The sequence below is a fragment of the Streptomyces sp. NPDC050211 genome (assembly GCF_040656035.1).
In the GTDB taxonomy this organism is placed as follows: domain Bacteria; phylum Actinomycetota; class Actinomycetes; order Streptomycetales; family Streptomycetaceae; genus Streptomyces.
Genome location: NZ_JBFALC010000025.1, coordinates 21,406 through 38,996 on the forward strand (window position 1 = coordinate 21,406; position 17,591 = coordinate 38,996).

18 protein-coding genes, 1 other RNA gene and 1 pseudogene are annotated in these 17,591 nt (G+C 70.9%); 9 read left to right on the top strand and 11 right to left on the bottom strand.

Annotation, left to right across the window (positions count from 1 at the left end; all coding sequences use genetic code 11):
* Positions 1-214: 214 nt before the first annotated feature.
* A complete protein-coding gene (locus tag AB0I98_RS24080; RefSeq protein ID WP_362944959.1) occupies positions 215-913 on the bottom strand; it encodes a helix-turn-helix domain-containing protein in 699 nt (232 codons plus the stop codon).
* Positions 914-1,055: 142 nt separating this feature from the next.
* Between AB0I98_RS24080 and AB0I98_RS24085 the strand changes: the two genes are divergently transcribed.
* From AB0I98_RS24085 to AB0I98_RS24095, 3 genes are all read left to right on the top strand, one after another.
* Positions 1,056-1,991, top strand: coding sequence for an NADP-dependent oxidoreductase (locus AB0I98_RS24085; protein WP_362944961.1), 936 nt, complete (start codon positions 1,056-1,058; stop codon positions 1,989-1,991).
* Positions 1,992-2,039: 48 nt separating this feature from the next.
* Positions 2,040-2,714, top strand: coding sequence for an SDR family oxidoreductase (locus tag AB0I98_RS24090; protein ID WP_362944963.1), 675 nt, complete (start codon positions 2,040-2,042; stop codon positions 2,712-2,714).
* A gap of 115 nt (positions 2,715-2,829) precedes the next feature.
* The gene (locus AB0I98_RS24095) at positions 2,830-3,201 is read left to right on the top strand and encodes a DoxX family protein (protein WP_362944965.1); all 372 of its coding nucleotides are present in this window, start codon (positions 2,830-2,832) and stop codon (positions 3,199-3,201) included.
* 179 nt (positions 3,202-3,380) lie between these two features.
* Here the strand turns inward: AB0I98_RS24095 and rnpB are convergent.
* From rnpB to AB0I98_RS24110, 3 genes and pseudogenes are all read right to left on the bottom strand, one after another.
* Positions 3,381-3,792: RNase P RNA component class A (rnpB, locus tag AB0I98_RS24100), an RNA gene on the bottom strand.
* A gap of 130 nt (positions 3,793-3,922) precedes the next feature.
* Positions 3,923-4,705, bottom strand: a pseudogene (locus AB0I98_RS24105) (DMT family transporter); the annotation flags it as partial.
* Between the two features lie 18 nt (positions 4,706-4,723).
* Positions 4,724-5,554, bottom strand: coding sequence for an AraC family transcriptional regulator (locus AB0I98_RS24110; RefSeq protein ID WP_362944967.1), 831 nt, complete (start codon positions 5,552-5,554; stop codon positions 4,724-4,726).
* Positions 5,555-5,680: 126 nt separating this feature from the next.
* On the opposite strand from AB0I98_RS24110, the gene AB0I98_RS24115 reads away from it, so the two are divergent.
* Both AB0I98_RS24115 and AB0I98_RS24120 read left to right on the top strand, forming a co-directional pair.
* Positions 5,681-6,445: a MerR family transcriptional regulator gene (locus AB0I98_RS24115; protein WP_362944969.1), complete on the top strand. Its 765-nt coding sequence runs from the start codon at positions 5,681-5,683 to the stop codon at positions 6,443-6,445.
* 8 nt (positions 6,446-6,453) lie between these two features.
* A complete protein-coding gene (locus AB0I98_RS24120; protein ID WP_362945131.1) occupies positions 6,454-7,071 on the top strand; it encodes a hypothetical protein in 618 nt (205 codons plus the stop codon).
* Here AB0I98_RS24120 and AB0I98_RS24125 read toward each other — a convergent pair.
* Complete coding sequence (locus AB0I98_RS24125) at positions 7,022-8,443, bottom strand: RNB domain-containing ribonuclease (RefSeq protein WP_362944971.1); 1,422 nt, start codon at positions 8,441-8,443, stop codon at positions 7,022-7,024. The genes AB0I98_RS24120 and AB0I98_RS24125 overlap by 50 nt on opposite strands.
* Positions 8,444-8,607: 164 nt before the next feature.
* On the opposite strand from AB0I98_RS24125, the gene yaaA reads away from it, so the two are divergent.
* Together yaaA and eda are read left to right on the top strand one after the other, a co-directional pair.
* Positions 8,608-9,390 carry a peroxide stress protein YaaA gene (gene yaaA / locus AB0I98_RS24130; protein WP_362944973.1) on the top strand — a complete coding sequence of 261 codons (783 nt, stop codon included), beginning with the start codon at positions 8,608-8,610 and terminating at the stop codon, positions 9,388-9,390.
* A gap of 74 nt (positions 9,391-9,464) precedes the next feature.
* Positions 9,465-10,100 carry a bifunctional 4-hydroxy-2-oxoglutarate aldolase/2-dehydro-3-deoxy-phosphogluconate aldolase gene (gene eda / locus AB0I98_RS24135; RefSeq protein WP_362944975.1) on the top strand — a complete coding sequence of 212 codons (636 nt, stop codon included), beginning with the start codon at positions 9,465-9,467 and terminating at the stop codon, positions 10,098-10,100.
* On the opposite strand, the gene AB0I98_RS24140 is transcribed toward eda, so the two are convergent.
* The 3 genes from AB0I98_RS24140 to AB0I98_RS24150 are packed head-to-tail and all read right to left on the bottom strand — an operon-like array spanning position 10,075 to position 12,847.
* Complete coding sequence (locus AB0I98_RS24140; protein WP_362944977.1) at positions 10,075-11,247, bottom strand: bifunctional RNase H/acid phosphatase; 1,173 nt, start codon at positions 11,245-11,247, stop codon at positions 10,075-10,077. The two genes, eda and AB0I98_RS24140, sit on opposite strands and share 26 nt — an antisense overlap.
* Before the next feature lie 20 nt (positions 11,248-11,267).
* Positions 11,268-12,011, bottom strand: coding sequence for a C4-type zinc ribbon domain-containing protein (locus AB0I98_RS24145; protein WP_362945133.1), 744 nt, complete (start codon positions 12,009-12,011; stop codon positions 11,268-11,270).
* Complete coding sequence (locus tag AB0I98_RS24150) at positions 12,008-12,847, bottom strand: Nif3-like dinuclear metal center hexameric protein (RefSeq protein WP_362944978.1); 840 nt, start codon at positions 12,845-12,847, stop codon at positions 12,008-12,010. Before AB0I98_RS24150 ends, AB0I98_RS24145 begins: the two co-directional genes overlap by 4 nt.
* 198 nt (positions 12,848-13,045) lie before the next feature.
* Here AB0I98_RS24150 and AB0I98_RS24155 point away from each other — a divergent pair, with 198 nt between their 5' ends.
* Both AB0I98_RS24155 and AB0I98_RS24160 read left to right on the top strand, forming a co-directional pair.
* Positions 13,046-14,206, top strand: coding sequence for a hypothetical protein (locus tag AB0I98_RS24155; RefSeq protein ID WP_362944980.1), 1,161 nt, complete (start codon positions 13,046-13,048; stop codon positions 14,204-14,206).
* 105 nt (positions 14,207-14,311) lie between these two features.
* Positions 14,312-14,467 carry a hypothetical protein gene (locus tag AB0I98_RS24160; protein ID WP_210577645.1) on the top strand — a complete coding sequence of 52 codons (156 nt, stop codon included), beginning with the start codon at positions 14,312-14,314 and terminating at the stop codon, positions 14,465-14,467.
* A 60-nt stretch (positions 14,468-14,527) separates the two neighbouring features.
* Here AB0I98_RS24160 and AB0I98_RS24165 read toward each other — a convergent pair whose 3' ends face one another.
* Genes AB0I98_RS24165 through AB0I98_RS24175 form a run of 3 tightly spaced genes read right to left on the bottom strand, consistent with a single transcriptional unit; the run spans position 14,528 to position 17,504 of the window.
* A complete protein-coding gene (locus AB0I98_RS24165) occupies positions 14,528-15,457 on the bottom strand; it encodes a 3-oxoacyl-ACP reductase (protein WP_362944982.1) in 930 nt (309 codons plus the stop codon).
* Between the two features lie 52 nt (positions 15,458-15,509).
* Entirely contained in the window at positions 15,510-16,586 is a 1,077-nt protein-coding gene (locus AB0I98_RS24170) for a Zn-dependent alcohol dehydrogenase (protein WP_362944984.1), read from the bottom strand.
* Between the two features lie 39 nt (positions 16,587-16,625).
* Complete coding sequence (locus AB0I98_RS24175; RefSeq protein ID WP_362944986.1) at positions 16,626-17,504, bottom strand: MaoC/PaaZ C-terminal domain-containing protein; 879 nt, start codon at positions 17,502-17,504, stop codon at positions 16,626-16,628.
* Positions 17,505-17,591 lie beyond the last annotated feature (87 nt).

Consider the following 17,591-nt stretch of genomic DNA (forward strand, 5'->3'; position numbering starts at 1 on the left):
TGCGCGCCGCCTCCGGGAAGTCGTCCGTCGAACCCCAGCGCGTCGCCGTCGCCTCGAAATCGGCGAAGGGCCTTCCATCTGGTGGCCTGCGCCGCCTCCACGACCCGGACCCAGCCTTACCCACGAACAGGAACGACCCGCTGGACACTGACTGTCACCCGACTGCACGCGCTCGGCTCACGCTCACGATGCGCAGTCGGGCGGACGTGGCCCTTCAGTCCTTCCTCTCTGGTTCCGGCGAGGCGGAGCACTCCTGACTGGCACGGAGCATGGCTTTATAGAGGGCGCGGGGCTCGGGCGGGTCGGGCAGGGGGCCGCGGGCGGGGGCCTCGAAGGACTGGAGCATCAGGGCGACGACGCGTTTCCAGGCGTCGGGAGCGGCGTCGCCGGTGGCGTTGACGACGCCGGCAGTGGCCATGTGCACCAGCACCAGGTCCTCGGGGCTGAAGTCCTCACGCAGACGTCCTGCGGCCTTGGCGCGGCCGATGAGCTGGACAACGGCCTCGTACGCCTGGTCTCGGCGCTCCTCCAGAGCCTTGGCTGTGGGGAAGGCCATGGTCAGTACGTCGGCGAAGCCGTAATCGGCGGCCTGCATCGCGCAGGCGGTTTCGATGAACCCCGCGAGACCGCGCCAGGGGTCGGGGTCGTCGAGGGCGACGCCGACCGCGTCGACGTAGGCGTCCATACGGTCGGCGAAGACCGCGGCGACCAGGTCCTCCTTCGTCGGGAACCGGCGGAACAGAGTGGCGATGCCCACCCCCGCCTCGCGGGCCACGGAAGCCATGGAGGCATGCAGGCCGTCACGCCTGAACACCGTGCGCGCGGCGGCGACGATCCGCGCGCGGTTGCGCTCGGCATCGCTGCGCAGAGGCTGTGCGGCAGGGTCATCGCTGGATCGGGCGCCAAGGTTCATGACACTCAGTCTACCGAATCGGAATGCCCTATCCAGTTTCAGTGTTATCGTGGACATCGCGAACCGGACAGGTCTTTCCGGATCACGAACCGGATGGCCCTTTCCGAATCGAGCGATACCGATACCCAGGAGTTGATGATCAGTGCGCGCTGTGACATTGGCGCAGGTACCCGGCAGCCCCGAGGTGACCGAGGCGGAGGTGCCCCGCCCGCAGGCCGGTGAGGTGCTGGTGAAGGTGGCCGCGTCCTCGGTGAACGGCTTCGACCTGGGCACGGCGGCCGGATATCTGCAGGGCATGATGGAGCACCGCTTCCCGCTGATCCCCGGCAAGGACTTCGCCGGCACCGTCAAGGCGGTCGGTGAGGGTGTCGAGGGTTTCGTGGTCGGCGACGCCGTGTTCGGCGTGGTCACCAAGGCGTACCTGGGCACCGGTTCGATGGCGCAGTACGTCGCCGTTCCCGCTGCCATCGGCATCGCCCACCGGCCCGACGGGGTCTTGGTGCGTGACGCCGGCGCGCTCGGGCTGGCGGGCACCGCCGCCTTCGACGGTCTCGCCCTGCTCGGCCCGCTGGAGGGCAGGACGGTGCTGATCTCCGGTGCCACCGGCGGCGTGGGTGCGATCGCCGTACAACTGGCCGCTGCCTGGGGCGCGAGAGTGATCGCCACGGCCAAATCCGGTTCCGAGAGCGGCTTCGTCTCGGCGCTGACCGACGCCGAGGTGACCGTCATCGACTACACCCAGGACATGACCGCGCAGGTCCGGGCGATCGCCCCGGACGGCGTGGACGCGGTGCTGCACCTCGCCGGCGACCTGGCCGAGCTCACCGCGCTGACCCGCGACGGCGGCGCCGTCGCCTCCGCCCTCACCGTCCCCGAGGCCTCGGAGGACCGCAAGCTGCAGACCGCCATGATCCGGTCCAACCCGACCGCCGACACCCTGTCCGCCCTCGCCGGGCAGGTCGCCTCCGGCGCCCTCAAGGTGTCGGTGAACTCCGAGTTCGACCTGGAGCGTGCCCCCGAGGCATTCGCCGCGTTCGGCGCCGGCACCGTCGGCAAGATCGCCATCACCGTCGCCTGACCAGTCCGTCCCCCAGACGCTTCCACCACAACACGAAAGGACTGCACCATGCCCAGCATCGCCATCGTCGGAGCCGGCCCCGGCATGGGCCTCGCCATCGCCCGCACCTTCGGCTCCCGCGGCTACGACGTCGCTCTCATCGCCCGCAACCGCGCCAAGCTCGACGACCTCGTCGGCCGGCTCACCGCCGAGGGCATCACCGCCGCCGCGTTCCCGGCGGACGTGCGCGACCACGACGCGCTGACCCAGGCCCTCAAGGACGCCGCCACCCGCTTCGGCGGCATCGACGTCCTGGAGCACTCCCCCGCTCCCAGCATCGACTCCATGACCCTCACCTCCCCGTCCCAGACCAGCGCCTCCGATGTACAGGGATGGATCGACTTCCTGCTCTGCAGCGCCATCACCGCCACCCAGGCCGTCCTGCCCGCGATGCGTGAGGCCGGCGCGGGCACCCTGCTCTTCACCAACGGTGCCGGCTCGGTCGACCCCATCCCGATGCTCGGCAACGTCAACCCCGCCCAGGCGGCGCTGCGCAACTGGGCGCTCAACCTGCACAAGGAGCTGGCCGGAACCGGTATCCAGGCCGCGCACGTCGCCATCGGCGTGTGGATCGGCGCGGGCGGCCCTCCCGAAATCCCGACCGCCGAGGCCGAGGACATCGCCCCTCTCTACTGGGACCTGCACACCCAGCGCGACGAAGCCGAGCGCGTCTTCACCGGCTGACGCCTCCCGGCTCTCCCCCGTTGAATCTTGATCCGCTGAATCTTGATCCGCTCGATCCTCATCCGCCGCGGCGATCCCCGCCGCGGCGCGATCGAAGAAGAAGGTTTCCGCTCGGATGAACGTGTTCCTGTGGATTCTGCAGGGCGTCCTAGCCGCGTTGTTCGCGGCCGCCGGCGTCACCAAGTCCACCCAGCCCCGCGAAAAGCTCATGTCCCAGCTGCCGTGGGTCAGTGACGTCTCGACACCCGTGGTGCGTCTGATCGGCGTCGCCGAACTCGCCGGCGCACTCGGGCTGATCCTGCCAGGTGCTTTCGACATCGCCACCGTGCTCACCCCGCTGGCCGCCACCGGCCTGGCTGTGATCATGGTCCTGGCCATGGGCCTCCACGCCCGCCGCAAGGAGCCGCAGGCCATCGGGTTCAACGCGATCCTGCTCATCGTCGCCGCGGTCATCATGTGGGGCCGGTTCGGGCCCTACTCCTTCTGAACCCCCAGTCCCCCGCCCCTTCACAGCGGCCCGGCCCGCGACCACACCGGCTGGCGCGAGACGCTCTCGCCAGTGATCACTTCTAACAGGCTCCACTGCGCACAAATTCGCCCCGGATTCGACCCCGCAGTTTGTTCAGCGAGTAAACATGGCATTTGACCTGCGAAAATAAAGAGCGGCAGACGAGTCAGGCTGTACGCCGGGTTCTGTGCCCCGGGACCTCGCGGTCGTCGGGGCGACGGCCATCCATCTAGGACCGGCGTTGCCGCCGGCCTCGTGCGGTCTACCCGCGGACTTGGGCGGGCAGCCCTCGAACGTCCGCGCAGAGTCGTCCTTCTTTCGAAGAGGCGGCTCCTCTTGACCTTGCTCCGGGTGGGGTTTACCTAGCCGCCTGAGTCGCCTCAGGCGCTGGTGGTCTCTTACACCACCGTTTCACCCTTACCCAGCGCCGAAGCGCTGGGCGGTTTGCTTTCTGTGGCACTGTCCCGCGGGTCACCCCGGGTGGCCGTTAGCCACCACCCTGCCCTGTGGAGCCCGGACGTTCCTCGGGGAGGTCCATAGGAACCTCCACGCGGCCGTCCGCCCGGCTCGTCTGCCGTGTCGACCATGCTACCGGGCGTGGGGCCTTCCTCGATCCCTTCCGCGGGCCCGCCGCCGACGTCGCCAGCACCGAGCCCGCCAGGATCAGCGTGAAGGCCGCGACGATGCCTGCCGTCAGCGGCTCGTCCAGGAAGATCGCGCCCGCTGCCACCGCGACCGCCGGGTTGACGTACGTGAAGACCGTCGCCCGCGTCGGGCCCGCCTCCTTGATCAGCTCCAGGAAGGCCACGAAGGCGACCGCGGTGCAGATGACCCCCAGGGCGGCCAGTGCGGCCAGGACCGAAGCCGAGGGCATCTCGGGCGGCCTGGTCACCGCCGCCGCAGGCGCGTAGACCAGGGCCGCGAGGGCCAGGCAAGGGGCGATGAGCTGGAGGGTCGGGACGTCCTTGAGGTAGCGCGCGGCGATCAGGGGGGCCGTCGCGTAGCCGATCACCGTGACGAACACCTCGGCCAGCGAGCGGGCGTCGCCGCCGGTCAGGTGCGGGACTGTGAGCACTCCCACGCCGGCCAATCCCAGCGCGAGGCCCGTCGCACGCCGTACTCCCAGCCTCTCCGTGTCGCCGAAGAAGCGGGCCAAGGCCAGGCCCACGATCGGGACGCCTGCGATCAGCAGGCCCGCCGTGGAGCTGGACAGGTGGCGTTCGGCGTCGGTCAGGGTCCACCAAGGGCCGATGATCTCGATGCAGGCGAAGGCCAGCATCGGGCGCCAGTGCGTCCGTATCGTGGCGGGCAGGCCGCCCTGGCGCAGAGCGAAGGGCAGGAGGAGCGCGGCGCCCAACGCGCAGCGCGTGAACACCACCATCGACGGGGACAAGTCCGCCTCCACCGCCACCTTGATCAGCAGGTAGGGGATGCCCCAGACCACTCCCATCAGGGAGAACAGAAACCAGCCGCGTGCAGTCATGCGGCCATGCTCACCGGATCAGCGGCGCCCGTCTTGAACGCTGTTGCGGTACGCCGCCGGCGTCACCCCCAGCACCCGCCGGAACCAGCGGGTGAGGTGTGCCTGGTCGGCGAAGCCCACCATCCCCGCGACCTCGCCCGGCCGCAGTCCGGACTCCAGCAGTCCGCGGGCCCGGCCGACCCGGTGCTGGGCCAGCCAGGCGTACGGCGGTATCCCCATCGTCGTACGGAAGGCCCGGAGGAGCTGGTAGCGGGACAGCCCCAGGTCGGCGGCGAGCTCGGCGAGGGAGGGGGGCGCCAGGAGCTCGTCGGCGAGCCGGTCTCGTACGACGTGGGCGATGTGCGCGGCACCGGGCACGACGTCGTTCGCCGCTCGGGACGTCGAGTGGCGGCGGGCCAGCGCCGTGAGCAGCCATGGGAGGCGGGACTCGGCCTCCAACGGGTCGGGGCAGGCGCTGAGTTCGGTGTGGGCGCGGTGGAGGGCGGTGGCTAGTTCGGGGTCGTCGAGGAGGGGCTCGCGGAAGTACGGGAGGCCGTCGCCGAGGGTGCCTTCGGTGAGGAGGGAGGGGTCGGGGTACAGGGCTCGGTAGGCGTAGCCGTCTGACGCGGCGGGGCGGCCGGTGTGCATCTCGCCGGGGGCGAGTACGACGATGGAGCCCGGGCCGGGGCGGAGGTGGTCACCCCGATAGTCGATGACCTCGGAGCCGCCGACGCAGATGCCGATGCTGAATTCCTCGTGCGTGTGCGAGGCGTAGACGTGCCGGTCGAAGCGGGCGGTGAGCAGGTCGAGCGGTGGGCCGCAGCGGCCGAGCCGTGCCCTGGTCCAGGTCGCCTGTTCCCGTGCACTCATCTCACACCCCCGTCCCCTGTTCCCGTGCGCTCATCTCACACCCCCAGAGAGGTGCAACGCCGAGGAGGCCGGAGAAAGTCCGTGGTCACTTGACCCTGCCGCAACGTCAACGTCTCTACTGAAGCCATGCGGATCGGAGAACTCGCCACAGCCGTCGGCGTCACCACGCGCACCGTGCGGCACTACCACCACCTGGGCCTGCTGCCCGAGCCGGAGCGGCTGTCGAACGGCTACCGGAACTACACCCTGCGCCACGCCGTCATCCTCGCCCGGATCCGGCGGCTGACCGAGCTGGGGCTGGGGCTCACGGAGGTGCGGGACGTTCTCGCGGACGACGCGGGCCGGGACCTCGCCGAGGTGCTCACCGAGCTGGACGAGGATCTGGCCCGGCAGGAAGCGGCCATCCGGGAGCGCCGGGCGCGGCTCCGTGCCCTCCTCGACTCCGCGGAGGAGCTGCCCGCCGAAGGGCCCGTCTCGCCCGAACTGGCCGCGCTGTTCGCCGAGATGGCCCATCCCACCGACTCTCCCATGGCCGCCAAGGACCGCGAGATGCTCGCGCTCATCGAGACCACGGCCCACCCGGAGGAACGGGAGCGGCTGATGGGTCTGCTCGGCAGCGCCCTGGCCACACCCGGCGGCGTCGAACAGGCCCTCGCGGTCTACGCCCTCCTCGACGCCCTCGCCGACGCCCCCACAGACGACCCCCGCGTGGACGAGGCCGCCCGCGCCCTCGCCGACTGCATCCCCCGCGAGCTGCTCCCCGACGACGTCGACATCGACCATGACGACAGCTTCCTGCGCGCCTTCTATGCCGACTTCGCCCCCGCGCAGGCCGAGGCGATCCGGCGCGCGCTGCGGATCGTGACCGGGAAAGAGGAGGGGCGGCCATGAGGATGAGCATGCGGATCGCTCGCTCCCTCCTCCGGCACGAGCTGCGGCTGCTCGTCAGCCTCGTGCTGTGGGCCACCAGGCGACGCCACGGGACGGGCGGCGGCGGGCAGGCCTTCGGGTATGCGCGCGGGCAGGGTGCGGTGATGTTCGGGTTCGCGTTCGTGTGCATGATCGAGACGGTGACCATGTCCGTTCTGCTGCGTCACTGGCCGACCGTCGAGCGGATCGTGCTCGTCCTGGACGTGTACGGCGTCGTCATCATCGTCGGCCTGCACGCCGCCTCGGTCGTACGGCCCCACGTACTCAACGACGGCTCACTCCACGTCCGTTACGCCGCCCACGTCGATCTGCGCATCCCCGTCACCCACATCGCTTCCATACGACGGGAGTTGCGGACCACCCACCAGCGCACCGACGGTGAACTCGACATCCCCGTGGGCTCGCAGACCGATGTCACGATCGAACTCACCGAACCCATCACCCACTTCACCTTCTTCGGGCGGCAACGGAGGGTCCAACTCGTCCGGCTGCACGCCGACGACGCCGACCGCCTCGTACGAACAACCAAGCAAGCGATCACGCAGGCGCGAAACGCACCCTCGCCGCTGCCGGATCCGCTTGGGTGAGCCGTACGCGGAGGCGTTCGCCGAGGGGCAGGGGCTCGGTGTCGCTCTCGATGGGGGCGACTACCGCCGGGGACTCCAATTGGATCTTCCCCACCCTCGGACGGCGTTCCTCCACGTCCACCACGCACCCGTCGAAGACCTCCCCCACCCGGTCCTTGAGCAGCGCCGCCTCCACGATGTCCACGCAGGCACGCTCCACCTGGCCCGCCCTCCGCGTGCCGTCGGCCATCTCCTTGGGGAGGGTGTCGAGGGCGGCGAGTACCCAGTCGGGCACAGCGCCTCCGGAAACTGTCGCCAGGCAGATCTCGGTGGCGTAGCGGTCGGCGAGGCGGCGGAGGGGGGCCGTGCAGTGGGCGTAGGGGGCCGCGACCGCGGAGTGCGTCGTGATGTCGGGCAGGAGCCCGTTCCGGAAGACCGTGTAGCCCGCGCCTCGCAGCAGCGTCGTGCACTCGAGCAGGAACGCCGCGTGGTGCGGGCGGTGCGGGTCGAGGGAGCGGATCAGGGCGGCGTACGAGACGTGGTGCGGCCAGTCGATGTGCAGGGCGTGTGCGGTACGGCGGAGGCGGCCGACGGCGCCGTCGGGGGCGGCGGGCAGGGTGCGGAGTACGCCGGTGCCGGCACCCAGCATCAGATCCGCGGCCGCCATCCCCGTGAGCAGGGAGATCTGGGCGTTCCAGCCGTCGGCCGGGAGTGGGGCGCGGTAGTTCAGCTCGTAGGTGTGGTCGCGCTCCACGATCTCCTGCTCGGGCACGGTGAGCGAGATGCCGCCGCGTTCGATCTCCAGGCGCTCCCTCGCCTCCCCGATCTCCTTGAGCAGCGCGAGCGGTTCCTCCGCCGCACCCGAGTCGATCTGCCGTTGCACTCCCGCGTAGTCCAGCTTGGCGCGGCTGCGGACCAGGGCCCGGCGGACGTCGACGGCGAGCGTGCGGCCGTCCGCGTCGAGGTCGATGGTCCACAGGGCGGCCGGGCGGAGCTGGTCCGGGAGCAGGCTTGCCGCTCCCTCGCTCAGCAGCACCGGGTGCAGCGGGATCTTCCCGTCCGGGAAGTACAGGGTGGTCACTCGGCGATGGGTCTCCAGGTCCAGCGGTGACCCGGGTACGACGAAGGCGGCGACGTCGGCGATGGCGTACCGGACGCGGTAGCCGGTGCCCTGGCGGGAGAGGTGCATCGCCTGGTCGAGGTCGGTGGAGGTGGGCGGGTCGATGGTGAAGAGCGGGATGTCGGTGGCGTCGTACTCCGGCACGGCGGGTGTGGCCGGGACGGCTTCGGGCGGGAAGCTCTCGGAGACGCCTAGTTCGGTTCGCAGCGCGGTGAGGGCGGCCCGGAGGGGGGCTTCGGGGGCGCCGGTCACGCGGATGTGGCGGCGGGGCATACCCACGAGCCTAGGCACAATTCGGCCTGTACGCCGGTGCGGAGCCCTGCCGAAGTACGCCGTACGCCGTTGCAGAGCTCTGCCGAAGCTCGCCGTACGCCGTTGCGAAGCCCTTCCGAAGCACGCCGTACGCTGTCGCGAAGCCCGATACACAAGGAGAACCCGTGCTCGTCCTGCTGCCGCCTTCCGAAGGCAAGGCCTCGTCCGGCCGTGGCGCCCCGCTGAAGCTGGAGTCGCTGTCGCTGCCCGGCCTCACGCCGGCCCGTGAGGCCGTTCTTGGCGAACTCGTCGAGCTGTGCGCGGGGGACGAGGAGAAGGCTCGTGAGGTGCTCGGGCTGAGTGAGGGGCTGCAGGGCGAGGTCGCCAAGAACACGGAGTTGCGGACGGCGGGGACGCGGTCCGCCGGGGAGATCTACACCGGTGTGTTGTACGACGCTCTGGACCTGGCCTCCCTCGATACGGCGGCGAAGCGGCGGGCGGGGCGCTCTCTGCTGGTCTTCTCGGGGTTGTGGGGTGCCGTGCGGGTGACGGACCGGATTCCCTCGTACCGCTGCTCGATGGGTGTGAAGCTGCCGGGGCTCGGGGCGCTGGGCGCGCACTGGCGTGCGCCGATGGCCGACGTTCTGCCCGAGGTCGCCGGGGGCGGGCTGGTGCTGGATCTGCGGTCCTCCGCGTATGCGGCTGCCTGGAAGCCGAAGGGTGAGGTGGCCGGGCGGACGGCGACCGTGCGGGTGCTGCATGCGCCGACGCGGAAGGTGGTCAGCCACTTCAACAAGGCGACTAAGGGGCGGATCGTACGGAGTCTGCTGGCGGGCGGGGTGGCGCCTAAGGGGCCGGCCGAGCTGGTGGAGGCGCTGCGGGACCTCGGGTATGTGGTGGAGGCGGAGCCGCCGGTGAAGGCGGGGGCGGCTTGGGCGCTGGATGTGCTGGTGGACGAGATTCACTGATCATCGATCTTGGGTCGTTGCAATATGCGCAACTGCCTTTGCGCATGATGCGTCCCACCGGCACGATACTCAGCATGAGCGCCTCCCTCCTCGATCTCGCCCCCGTCGTCCCCGTCGTCGTCGTGCAGGACGCCGCCGACGCCGTTCCGCTCGCGCGGGCGCTGGTCGCGGGTGGGCTGCCGGCGATCGAGGTGACGCTGCGGACGCCGGTCGCGCTGGACGCGATCCGGGCCATGGCCGGGGAGGTGCCGGACGCGGTGGTGGGGGCGGGGACGGTGATCACGCCGGAGCAGGTGAACGAGTCCATAGCCGCCGGGGCGCGGTTTCTGGTGAGCCCGGGCTGGACGGACGTACTGCTGGAGGCGATGCGGGCGGCCGGGGTGCCGTTCCTGCCGGGGGTGTCGACGACGTCGGAGGTCGTGGCGCTGCTGGAGCGGGGGGTGACGGAGATGAAGTTCTTTCCGGCGCAGGCGGCGGGCGGTACGGCCTATCTGAAGTCGCTCGCCGGGCCGTTGCCGCAGGCGCGGTTCTGCCCGACCGGGGGGATCGGGCTCGCGTCGGCTCCGGAGTATCTGGCGTTGCCCAACGTCGGCTGTGTGGGCGGGACTTGGATGCTTCCGGAGGATGCGGTGGCCGCGCGCGACTGGGGGCGGATCGAGTCACTGGCCCGTGAGGCGGCGGCGCTCAGCGCAGGTGCGACGTGTCGTTGAGCAGCCGTACGCTCGCGTTGCCGTCCGCGTAGTACGCCACCGCCGACAGTGAGGCCGCCGAGAGTTCCATGCGGAACAGGGACTCGGGCGGGGCGCCGAGGGCGAGTCGTACGAGCGTCTTGATCGGTGTGACGTGGGTGACCAGCAGCACCGTGTGGCCGGTGTACGCCGCCACCAGCTTGTCCCTCGTGGCCGCGATCCGTGTCGCCGTCGCCACGAAGCTCTCGCCGCCGCCGGTCGGTTCGGCGTCCGGGGAGGCGAGCCAGGCGTTCAGGTCGTCGGGGTAGCGCTCCTGCACCTCGGCGAACGTGAGGCCCTCCCAGGCGCCGAAGTCCGTCTCGATCAGCCCGTCCTCGATGGTGACGTCCAGGCCCAGGCGGGCGGCGACGATTCCGGCGGTCTCTCGGGTGCGGGCGAGGGGGGACGCGAGGACGGTCTCGATCGTCCCGCGCCGGGCGAGAGCGGCCGCCACGCGTTCGGCCTGTTCCCTGCCGACGTCGGACAACGACGGGTCGGTACCGCCACGCCCCGAGAAACGCTTCTGCGGCGTCAGGAGCGTTTCGCCGTGCCTCAGCAGCACGAACGTCGCGGGCGCACCAAGGTCGGCGCCACCCCACCCGACACTCGGCGTCGCCACATTCCGCGCGGCACGGACATCGGCATCAGCCTTCGCGGCTCCGCCACCCAGGCCCTCCGCGCCGCCCGGCCCCTCCGCCACTCCCCGGCGCAGAGAACTGGCGGAACCACCCGTGTCCATCGCCTCGTTCGCCAACCGGTCCGCCCGTCTGTTCAGCTCTCGCGGAATCCACTCATACGTCACCTGCCCCGCCCCGAACACCGCCGCCGCCTGCGCGGCCAGCGGCTTCATGGCAGGGTGCTTGATCTTCCAGCGGCCCGACATCTGCTCGACGACGAGCTTGGAGTCCATGCGGACGTGGACCGTGGCGGCCGGGTCGAGGGCGTGGGCGGCGCGCAGGCCGGCCAGCAGCCCCCGGTACTCGGCGACGTTGTTCGTCGCGATGCCGAGGTACTCGGACGTCTCCGCCAGCGTCTCCCCGGTCGCCGCGTCGGTCACCACGGCTCCGTAGCCCGCGGGCCCGGGGTTGCCCCGTGACCCGCCGTCGGCCTCGACGATGAACTCCCGCACCGGAAAGGCTCCTAGAGGCCCTAGAGGCCCGACTCGGACGTACGCACCAGAATGCGCCGGCAGTTCTCGCACCGGACCACCGTGTCCGGCGCGGCGGCGCGGATCTCGTTGATGTCGGTGATGGACAGCTCCTGGCGGCAGCCCTGGCAGGTGCGCTGGTAGAGCTTGGCCGCGCCGACCCCGCCCTGCTGCTCGCGCAGCTTCTCGTAGAGCTTGAGCAGATCGGCGGGGACGGACCCGGCGATGACCTCGCGCTCCTTGGTCGCCGAGGCGATATCGCCGTCCAGCGACTCGAACGCAGCGTCCCGGCGGGCCGTCGCGTCGTCGATCTTCGCCTGGACGGAGGAGACCCGCTCGGTCAGCTCGGCGACCCGCTCCTGTGCGGACTCGCGGCGCTCCATGACCTCCAGGACGACGTCCTCGAGGTCGCCCTGGCGCTTGGCGAGGGAGGCGATCTCGCGCTGGAGGTTCTCCAGGTCCTTGGGGGAGGTGACGGCGCCGGAGTCGAGGCGCTGCTGGTCGCGGACGGCGCGCTGGCGCACCTGGTCGACGTCCTGCTCGGCCTTGATCTGCTCGCGGGCGCAGTCGCTCTCCTCGGTCTGCGCGGCCACGAGCAGGTCGCGCAGCTGGGTGAGGTCCTTGGTCAGCGACTCGATCTCGGCGTGCTCGGGGAGCGACCGCCTCTTGTGGGTGAGCTGCTGGAGGCGGACGTCGAGGTCCTGGACGTCGAGGAGTCGGATCTGGTCGGCGGGCGCGGCGTTCAGTTGGGGGCTCCCATTGACGGTGAGTGGATGGTCCACGGGTCGGTGACCGTCTTGGACACATGGACGCGCAGGTCCCAGCCATTCCGGTCGGAGATCTCGTCGAGCTGGGCTGCTGCCAGCTCGCACCAGGGCCACTCGGTGGCCCAGTGCGCTGCGTCGAGCAGCGCGAGAGGACTGTGGGCGCGGGCCTCGGACACCGGGTGGTGTCGCAGGTCCGCGGTGAGGAAGGCGTCGACACCGGACGCACGTACGTCGTCGAAGAGGCCGTCGCCGGAGCCGCCGCTGACCGCGATCGTCCGTACGACCGCCTCGGGGTCGCCCGCGACGCGGATGCCCTGCGCGGTGGCGGGCAGGCGTTCGGCGGCCTTCGCAGCGAACTCGCGCAGGGGCAGCGGGTGGTCCAGCTCGCAGATCCGGCCGAGGCCCCGACGCCCGGACGGGTCGGTCGGGTCCGGCACGAGGGGTCGTACGACCCGCAGGTCAAGGGCGCCGGCGAGCGCGTCGGAGACGCCCGGGTCGGCGGTGTCGGCGTTGGTGTGGGCGACGTGCAGCGCGATGTCGTTCTTGATCAGGGTGTGCACCACGCGGCCCTTGAAGTGGGACGCCGCGACCGTCGTCGTACCGCGAAGGTAGAGCGGGTGGTGGGTGACCAGCAGGTCTGCGTCCAGCTTCACGGCCTCGTCGACGATCTCCTGGACCGGGTCGACGGCGAAGAGGACCCTCACGACCTCCTGGCCAGGGTCGCCCACGACGGTGCCGACCGCGTCCCAGGACTCGGCCCGCTCGGCGGGCCACAGGTTCTCCAGCGCGGCGATGACTTCAGACAGACGGGGCACACGCCAAAGGCTACCTGGAGGTTCTGTGCCACTGAACCTGCGCCGGGGCCCCACCTGGGCCGCCGCCCCGTCCAGCACATCCGCCCCCGTTTCCTCAGGCGAATCGAATCGTCGCCATCCTTATGTGTGAAACGGGGGCCCGGCGGTCCCCCGTCTGTGCGTGCGAAAACTAGCTTCGTCGCCGGAGGTGATCGACCGATGACGGCCTGTGCGATCGAACCCACCGCGGAGAACGAGGACGACCCGACCCCGCCGCCGGGGTGCGCGATCACCGTGGACGGCTGCTACGCCGCACGCCTCGCCGCGGACGGCGACTCCCTGTTCCCGGAGCGCTGGACCCTGGACGGACCCGAGCCGTACGCCGTGCCGCTGCCCGGCAACCAGCCCGAGGAACCCGGCACCGAGGTGCAGCCGATGAGCGACGGCCGGGTCCTGATCCGGCGCCTCACGGACGGACGGCATGTCTTCGCGCTGCTCTACCCGACCGGACCCGGCACCGGTGAGCTGCCGCTGGGGGCCGTGGAGTGCCCGGACCCCGGCTCCCGGCTGCGGCTGCTGCCGCCCGCGCCGGGCGGCGACAAGGCGTATGCCCTCGCCGTGGGCCGGCGTTCCAGCGCGGTGTGGCTGGTGGCGGGCGGTGCCTTCGGGCCCGAGCAGCTCGCCGAGATCCCCGGGCGCTGCTCGGGCGGGGTGTGGCTGGACCGCACGGGGCGGATACTGGCCCTCGACCGGGAGGTCGGCGGGCGGACCAAGACCGTCGTCGTCGACCTGGAGCGCGGCGGCGAGGTGTCGCCGCTGCTGCAGATCGCCGCGGACAGCGACGACCGGCTGCTGCTCGCCGACCCCGACAGCGGACTGCTGCTGATCAGCTCCGACGCGCCCTCACCGGGGCAGGCCCGGCTGGGCTGGGGGGTGCTGGGCAGCACGCTGCCGGTGCGGTTCCCGGAGAGCCTGCGGGTGGCGGACTGCACGGTCACCCCGTTCGCCGTCCAGCCGGGGCAGATGCTGATGCCGGAGAGCTGTGCGGTGGCGTTCCGCGTCGACGGGCCGGTGAGCAGCTGGCTGGGTCTGTGGCGGCCGAGCGAGCGTCGGGTACGTCATCTTCCGGGGCCCGAGGGGTGGTTGGCGGGGGCGGGGATGTTCACGCGGGACGGGGTGCTGCAACTGCCGTATGCGACCCGGACGGTGCCCTGCGGATTGGCGCGATGGGAGGCGCCCCAAAGGGGCGCGGGGAACTGCGCGACCAGCCACGACGAAGCCGCAGAGAATCACCAACAGGACCCGGCACAACCCGCGGAGCCACAACGTCCCATCCCGTTGCAGCAGGCTCCACTTACGGGACGTATGGCCGCCGAGTAACGAATTCGTGGCGGTTGGCGTGTGCGGCTGGATTCGGTGCGTGGGGTGCTGGTTACGCTTGCCCGGCTGTAAGAAGGATCATGTTGACGGGGTGAATTTCTTCCGATGAGTGACGCCACTACGACCCAGCAGCCTGCCCAGACCCAGGAGTCCGCCGGTCGCGGCAAGCACCGGGGTCCGGTCTCGTCCCACGAGGGTGAGACGGCCCCACGCGGCCGTCATCGCAAGCCGGTGGAGCAGCAGACCGAGACGGCTGCCTGACGGTAGGTCGATCGGCCCCGCTCGTCCAGTGGACGGGCGGGGCCGTTGTCGTAGAACGGGCTACTGGCGTTTGAGACCGAGCACTTCTGTCGCTGCGAACGTCTCGCCCTTCGTGTCCGCGTAGTGCTGCGTGAGTACGGCGTCCAACTCGTCGTATGTGAAGGTCTCCTGCTTGCTGTCGAACTGGGCCTGGACACACGGGCGTTCGACGATCGCGACCATGCCGCCGTGGACGACGAGCAGCTGGCCGTTGACGCGGGCGGCGGCCGGGGAGGCCAGGTAGCCGACGAGGGGGGCGACATGCTCGGGGGCGAGGGGGTCGAGACCGCCGTCGGACGCGTCGGGGAAAACGTCCTCCGTCATCCGGGTGCGGGCGCGCGGGCAGATCGCGTTGGCCGTCACGCCGTACTTGGCCAGGGCGAGGGCCGTGGAGGTGGTGAGGCCGACGATTCCGCCTTTTGCGGCCGCGTAGTTGGGCTGTCCGGCGGAGCCGGCGAGGAAGGCCTCCGAGGAGGTGTTCACGATCCGCCCGTAGACCGGTGCGCCCGACGCCTTGGAGCGCTCGCGCCAGTGCGCGGAGGCGAAGTGGGTGGTGTTGAAGTGGCCCTTGAGGTGGACCCGTATCACCGAGTCCCACTCGTCCTCGGTCATGGAGAAGACCATACGGTCGCGCAGGATGCCCGCGTTGTTGACGAGGATGTCCAGCTTGCCGAACTCCTCGATCGCCAACTCCACGAGTGCGCGGGCCTGTTGGAAGTCGGCGACGTCGCCCACATGCGCCAGTGCCGTGCCGCCTGCCTTGCGGATCTCGGCGGCGACCTCCTCGGCGGGGGCGGCGGACGCCTCGCCGGAGCCGTCGCGGCCGGGCTGTCCGTAGTCGTTGACGACGACGGCCGCGCCGAGCCGGGCGAGTTCCAGCGCCTCGGCCCGGCCCAGTCCGCGTCCGGCGCCGGTGACGACGGCCGACAGGCCCTCAAGTGGCAGTGACATCAAGGTCCTTTCGCGAGAGGGGAGTCGAGAGGGAGGGGGTCGAGAGAGGGGGTCAGATCTCTATGCACGTGCGCAGCGCCGTGCCCGTCCGCATCTGGTCGAGGGCCTCGTTGATGTCGGCGAAGGGGACGCGGTGCGTGATCAGTCCCTCCAGGTCGATCCGGCCGGCCCGCCACAGCGAGATCGTCCGCTCGTAGGAGCGCAGGACGTCGCCGCCGCCGTACATGGACGGCAGGATGCGCTTCTCGTCGAAGAACAGCTCGAACATGTTGAGCTGGAGGAAGTCGTCCATGGCGCCCGCGCCGACGACGACGAGGGTGCCGCCACGGCGGGTGTTCTCGTAGGCGGTGCGGGCGGTGGCGGCCTTGCCGACGACCTCGAAGACGTAGTCGAAGCCCTCGCCGGCGGTGACGTTCTGCTTGACGTCGGGCAGCTCGTCCGGCGAAACCGCCTTCGTGGCACCGAACTTGAGCGCGGACTCGCGGCGCGAGGCGACCGGGTCGACGGCGACGATCTCGGCGGCGCCCTTCAGCCGGGCCCCCTGGATGGCGGAGACCCCGACCCCGCCGCACCCGATCACGGCGACCGACGAACCGGCCTCCACATCGGCCGTGTTGAGGGCCGCGCCCAGCCCTGTCGTCACGCCACAGCCGATGAGCGCGGCGATGTCGAAGGGCACGTCGTCCGGGATCGGCACCGCGCACCGGGCGTCGACGACGACCTCCTCGGTGAAGGTGCCGGTGCCCGCCATGCCGAAGACGTCACCGCCGGGGCGCTTGAAGTTGGGGGTGCCCGCGTTCATGAACCCGGCCAGGCACAGCTCGGTCTGTCCGCGCTTGCAGGCGGGGCAGGTGCCGCAGGCGGGCAGCCAGCACAGGACCACCCGGTCGCCGACGCTCAAGTCGCTGACTCCGTCGCCGACTTCGAGGATCTCGCCCGCGCCCTCATGACCGGGCACAAAGGGCGCCGGCTGTGGCAGGACGCCGCCCATCGCGGACAGGTCCGAGTGGCACAGTCCGGTGGCCCGCACCCGGACCTTGACCCGTCCGGGGCCGAAGCCCACCGCCTCGATGTCGTCGAGGACGTCGAGTTTGTCCTGGCCGATCTCGTGCAGTACGGCTGCGCGCATGGTGCGGCTCCCCTCAAACGTCGTTCAATGAGTCGTCGTTCACGAGTGCTGGACGATGGTGTCGGCGAGGACGGGCGCGTCGTCCCGCTCGACCGCGCTCACGGCGACCCGGACGGCATCTGCGCCCTGGCGCCACATGCGGATGCGCAGGGTCTCGCCCGGGTAGACGACCCCGGCGAACCGTGTGGCGTACGACCGCACGCGGGCGGTGTCGCCGCCGAGCAGCGTGTCGACGACCGCCTTGAGCGTCATGCCGTAGGTGCACAGCCCGTGCAGGATGGGCCGCTCGAACCCGGCGACCTTGGCGAACTCCGGGTCGGCGTGCAGCGGGTTCCAGTCGCCGGAGAGGCGGTAGAGGAGGGCCTGGTCCTCGCGGATCGGCCGCTCGACGACCTTGTCCGGCTCACCGGCGGGCGGTTCGAGGCGCGCGGACGGCCCGCGGTCGCCGCCCCACCCGCCCTCTCCGCGTACGAAGATCTGCGCGTCGTTGGTCCACAACGGGCCCTCGGCGTCGGTGACTTCGGTGCGCATGACGAGGACGGCGGCCTTGCCCTTGTCGTAGACGGCGGCGATCCGGCCGGTGGCGGTGGCGGTGCCCTTGACCGGGATCGGGCGGTGGAGGGTCAGGGACTGGCCGCCGTGCAGGACACGGGCCAGGTCGACCTCGACGCCGGGCATGGACAGGCTGCTGATCACGCCGGGCGAGCCGCTGCCCGCGACGGTGGCGAAGCTCGGCAGGACGTGCAGCCGGGACTCCAGGGTGTAGCGCAGTTCGTCGGGGTCCGTGGCGGGGTTCTTCTTGTCGGGATTGGCGCCGGCGCCCACCCCCAGGTGGTACAGCTGCACATCCTTGTGGTCCCAGGCGATATCGCCGGAACGGGGTTCGGCGGCGAGCGCCTTGGCTGCGTCGATGGGCATAGGGCTCAGGACTCCTGACGACTCTCCCGGGCAGAGAACCTCGGCGCGGCCGTCCGCACCGTCGGCCGCACCGAGGTCGTTCACTGG

Bases quoted from the DNA above. Each gene is read 5' to 3' on its own strand.
- AB0I98_RS24110 (WP_362944967.1), bottom strand. From the start codon at position 5,554: ATGAGTGCACGGGAACAGGCGACCTGGACCAGGGCACGGCTCGGCCGC.
- AB0I98_RS24120 (WP_362945131.1), top strand. From the start codon at position 6,454: ATGCGGATCGCTCGCTCCCTCCTCCGGCACGAGCTGCGGCTGCTCGTC.
- AB0I98_RS24095 (WP_362944965.1), top strand. From the start codon at position 2,830: ATGAACGTGTTCCTGTGGATTCTGCAGGGCGTCCTAGCCGCGTTGTTC.
- AB0I98_RS24170 (WP_362944984.1), bottom strand. From the start codon at position 16,586: ATGCGCGCAGCCGTACTGCACGAGATCGGCCAGGACAAACTCGACGTC.
- AB0I98_RS24080 (WP_362944959.1), bottom strand. From the start codon at position 913: ATGAACCTTGGCGCCCGATCCAGCGATGACCCTGCCGCACAGCCTCTG.
- AB0I98_RS24125 (WP_362944971.1), bottom strand. From the start codon at position 8,443: ATGCCCCGCCGCCACATCCGCGTGACCGGCGCCCCCGAAGCCCCCCTC.
- AB0I98_RS24155 (WP_362944980.1), top strand. From the start codon at position 13,046: ATGACGGCCTGTGCGATCGAACCCACCGCGGAGAACGAGGACGACCCG.
- AB0I98_RS24090 (WP_362944963.1), top strand. From the start codon at position 2,040: ATGCCCAGCATCGCCATCGTCGGAGCCGGCCCCGGCATGGGCCTCGCC.
- AB0I98_RS24175 (WP_362944986.1), bottom strand. From the start codon at position 17,504: ATGCCCATCGACGCAGCCAAGGCGCTCGCCGCCGAACCCCGTTCCGGC.
- eda (WP_362944975.1), top strand. From the start codon at position 9,465: ATGAGCGCCTCCCTCCTCGATCTCGCCCCCGTCGTCCCCGTCGTCGTC.
- AB0I98_RS24115 (WP_362944969.1), top strand. From the start codon at position 5,681: ATGCGGATCGGAGAACTCGCCACAGCCGTCGGCGTCACCACGCGCACC.
- AB0I98_RS24160 (WP_210577645.1), top strand. From the start codon at position 14,312: ATGAGTGACGCCACTACGACCCAGCAGCCTGCCCAGACCCAGGAGTCC.
- AB0I98_RS24165 (WP_362944982.1), bottom strand. From the start codon at position 15,457: ATGTCACTGCCACTTGAGGGCCTGTCGGCCGTCGTCACCGGCGCCGGA.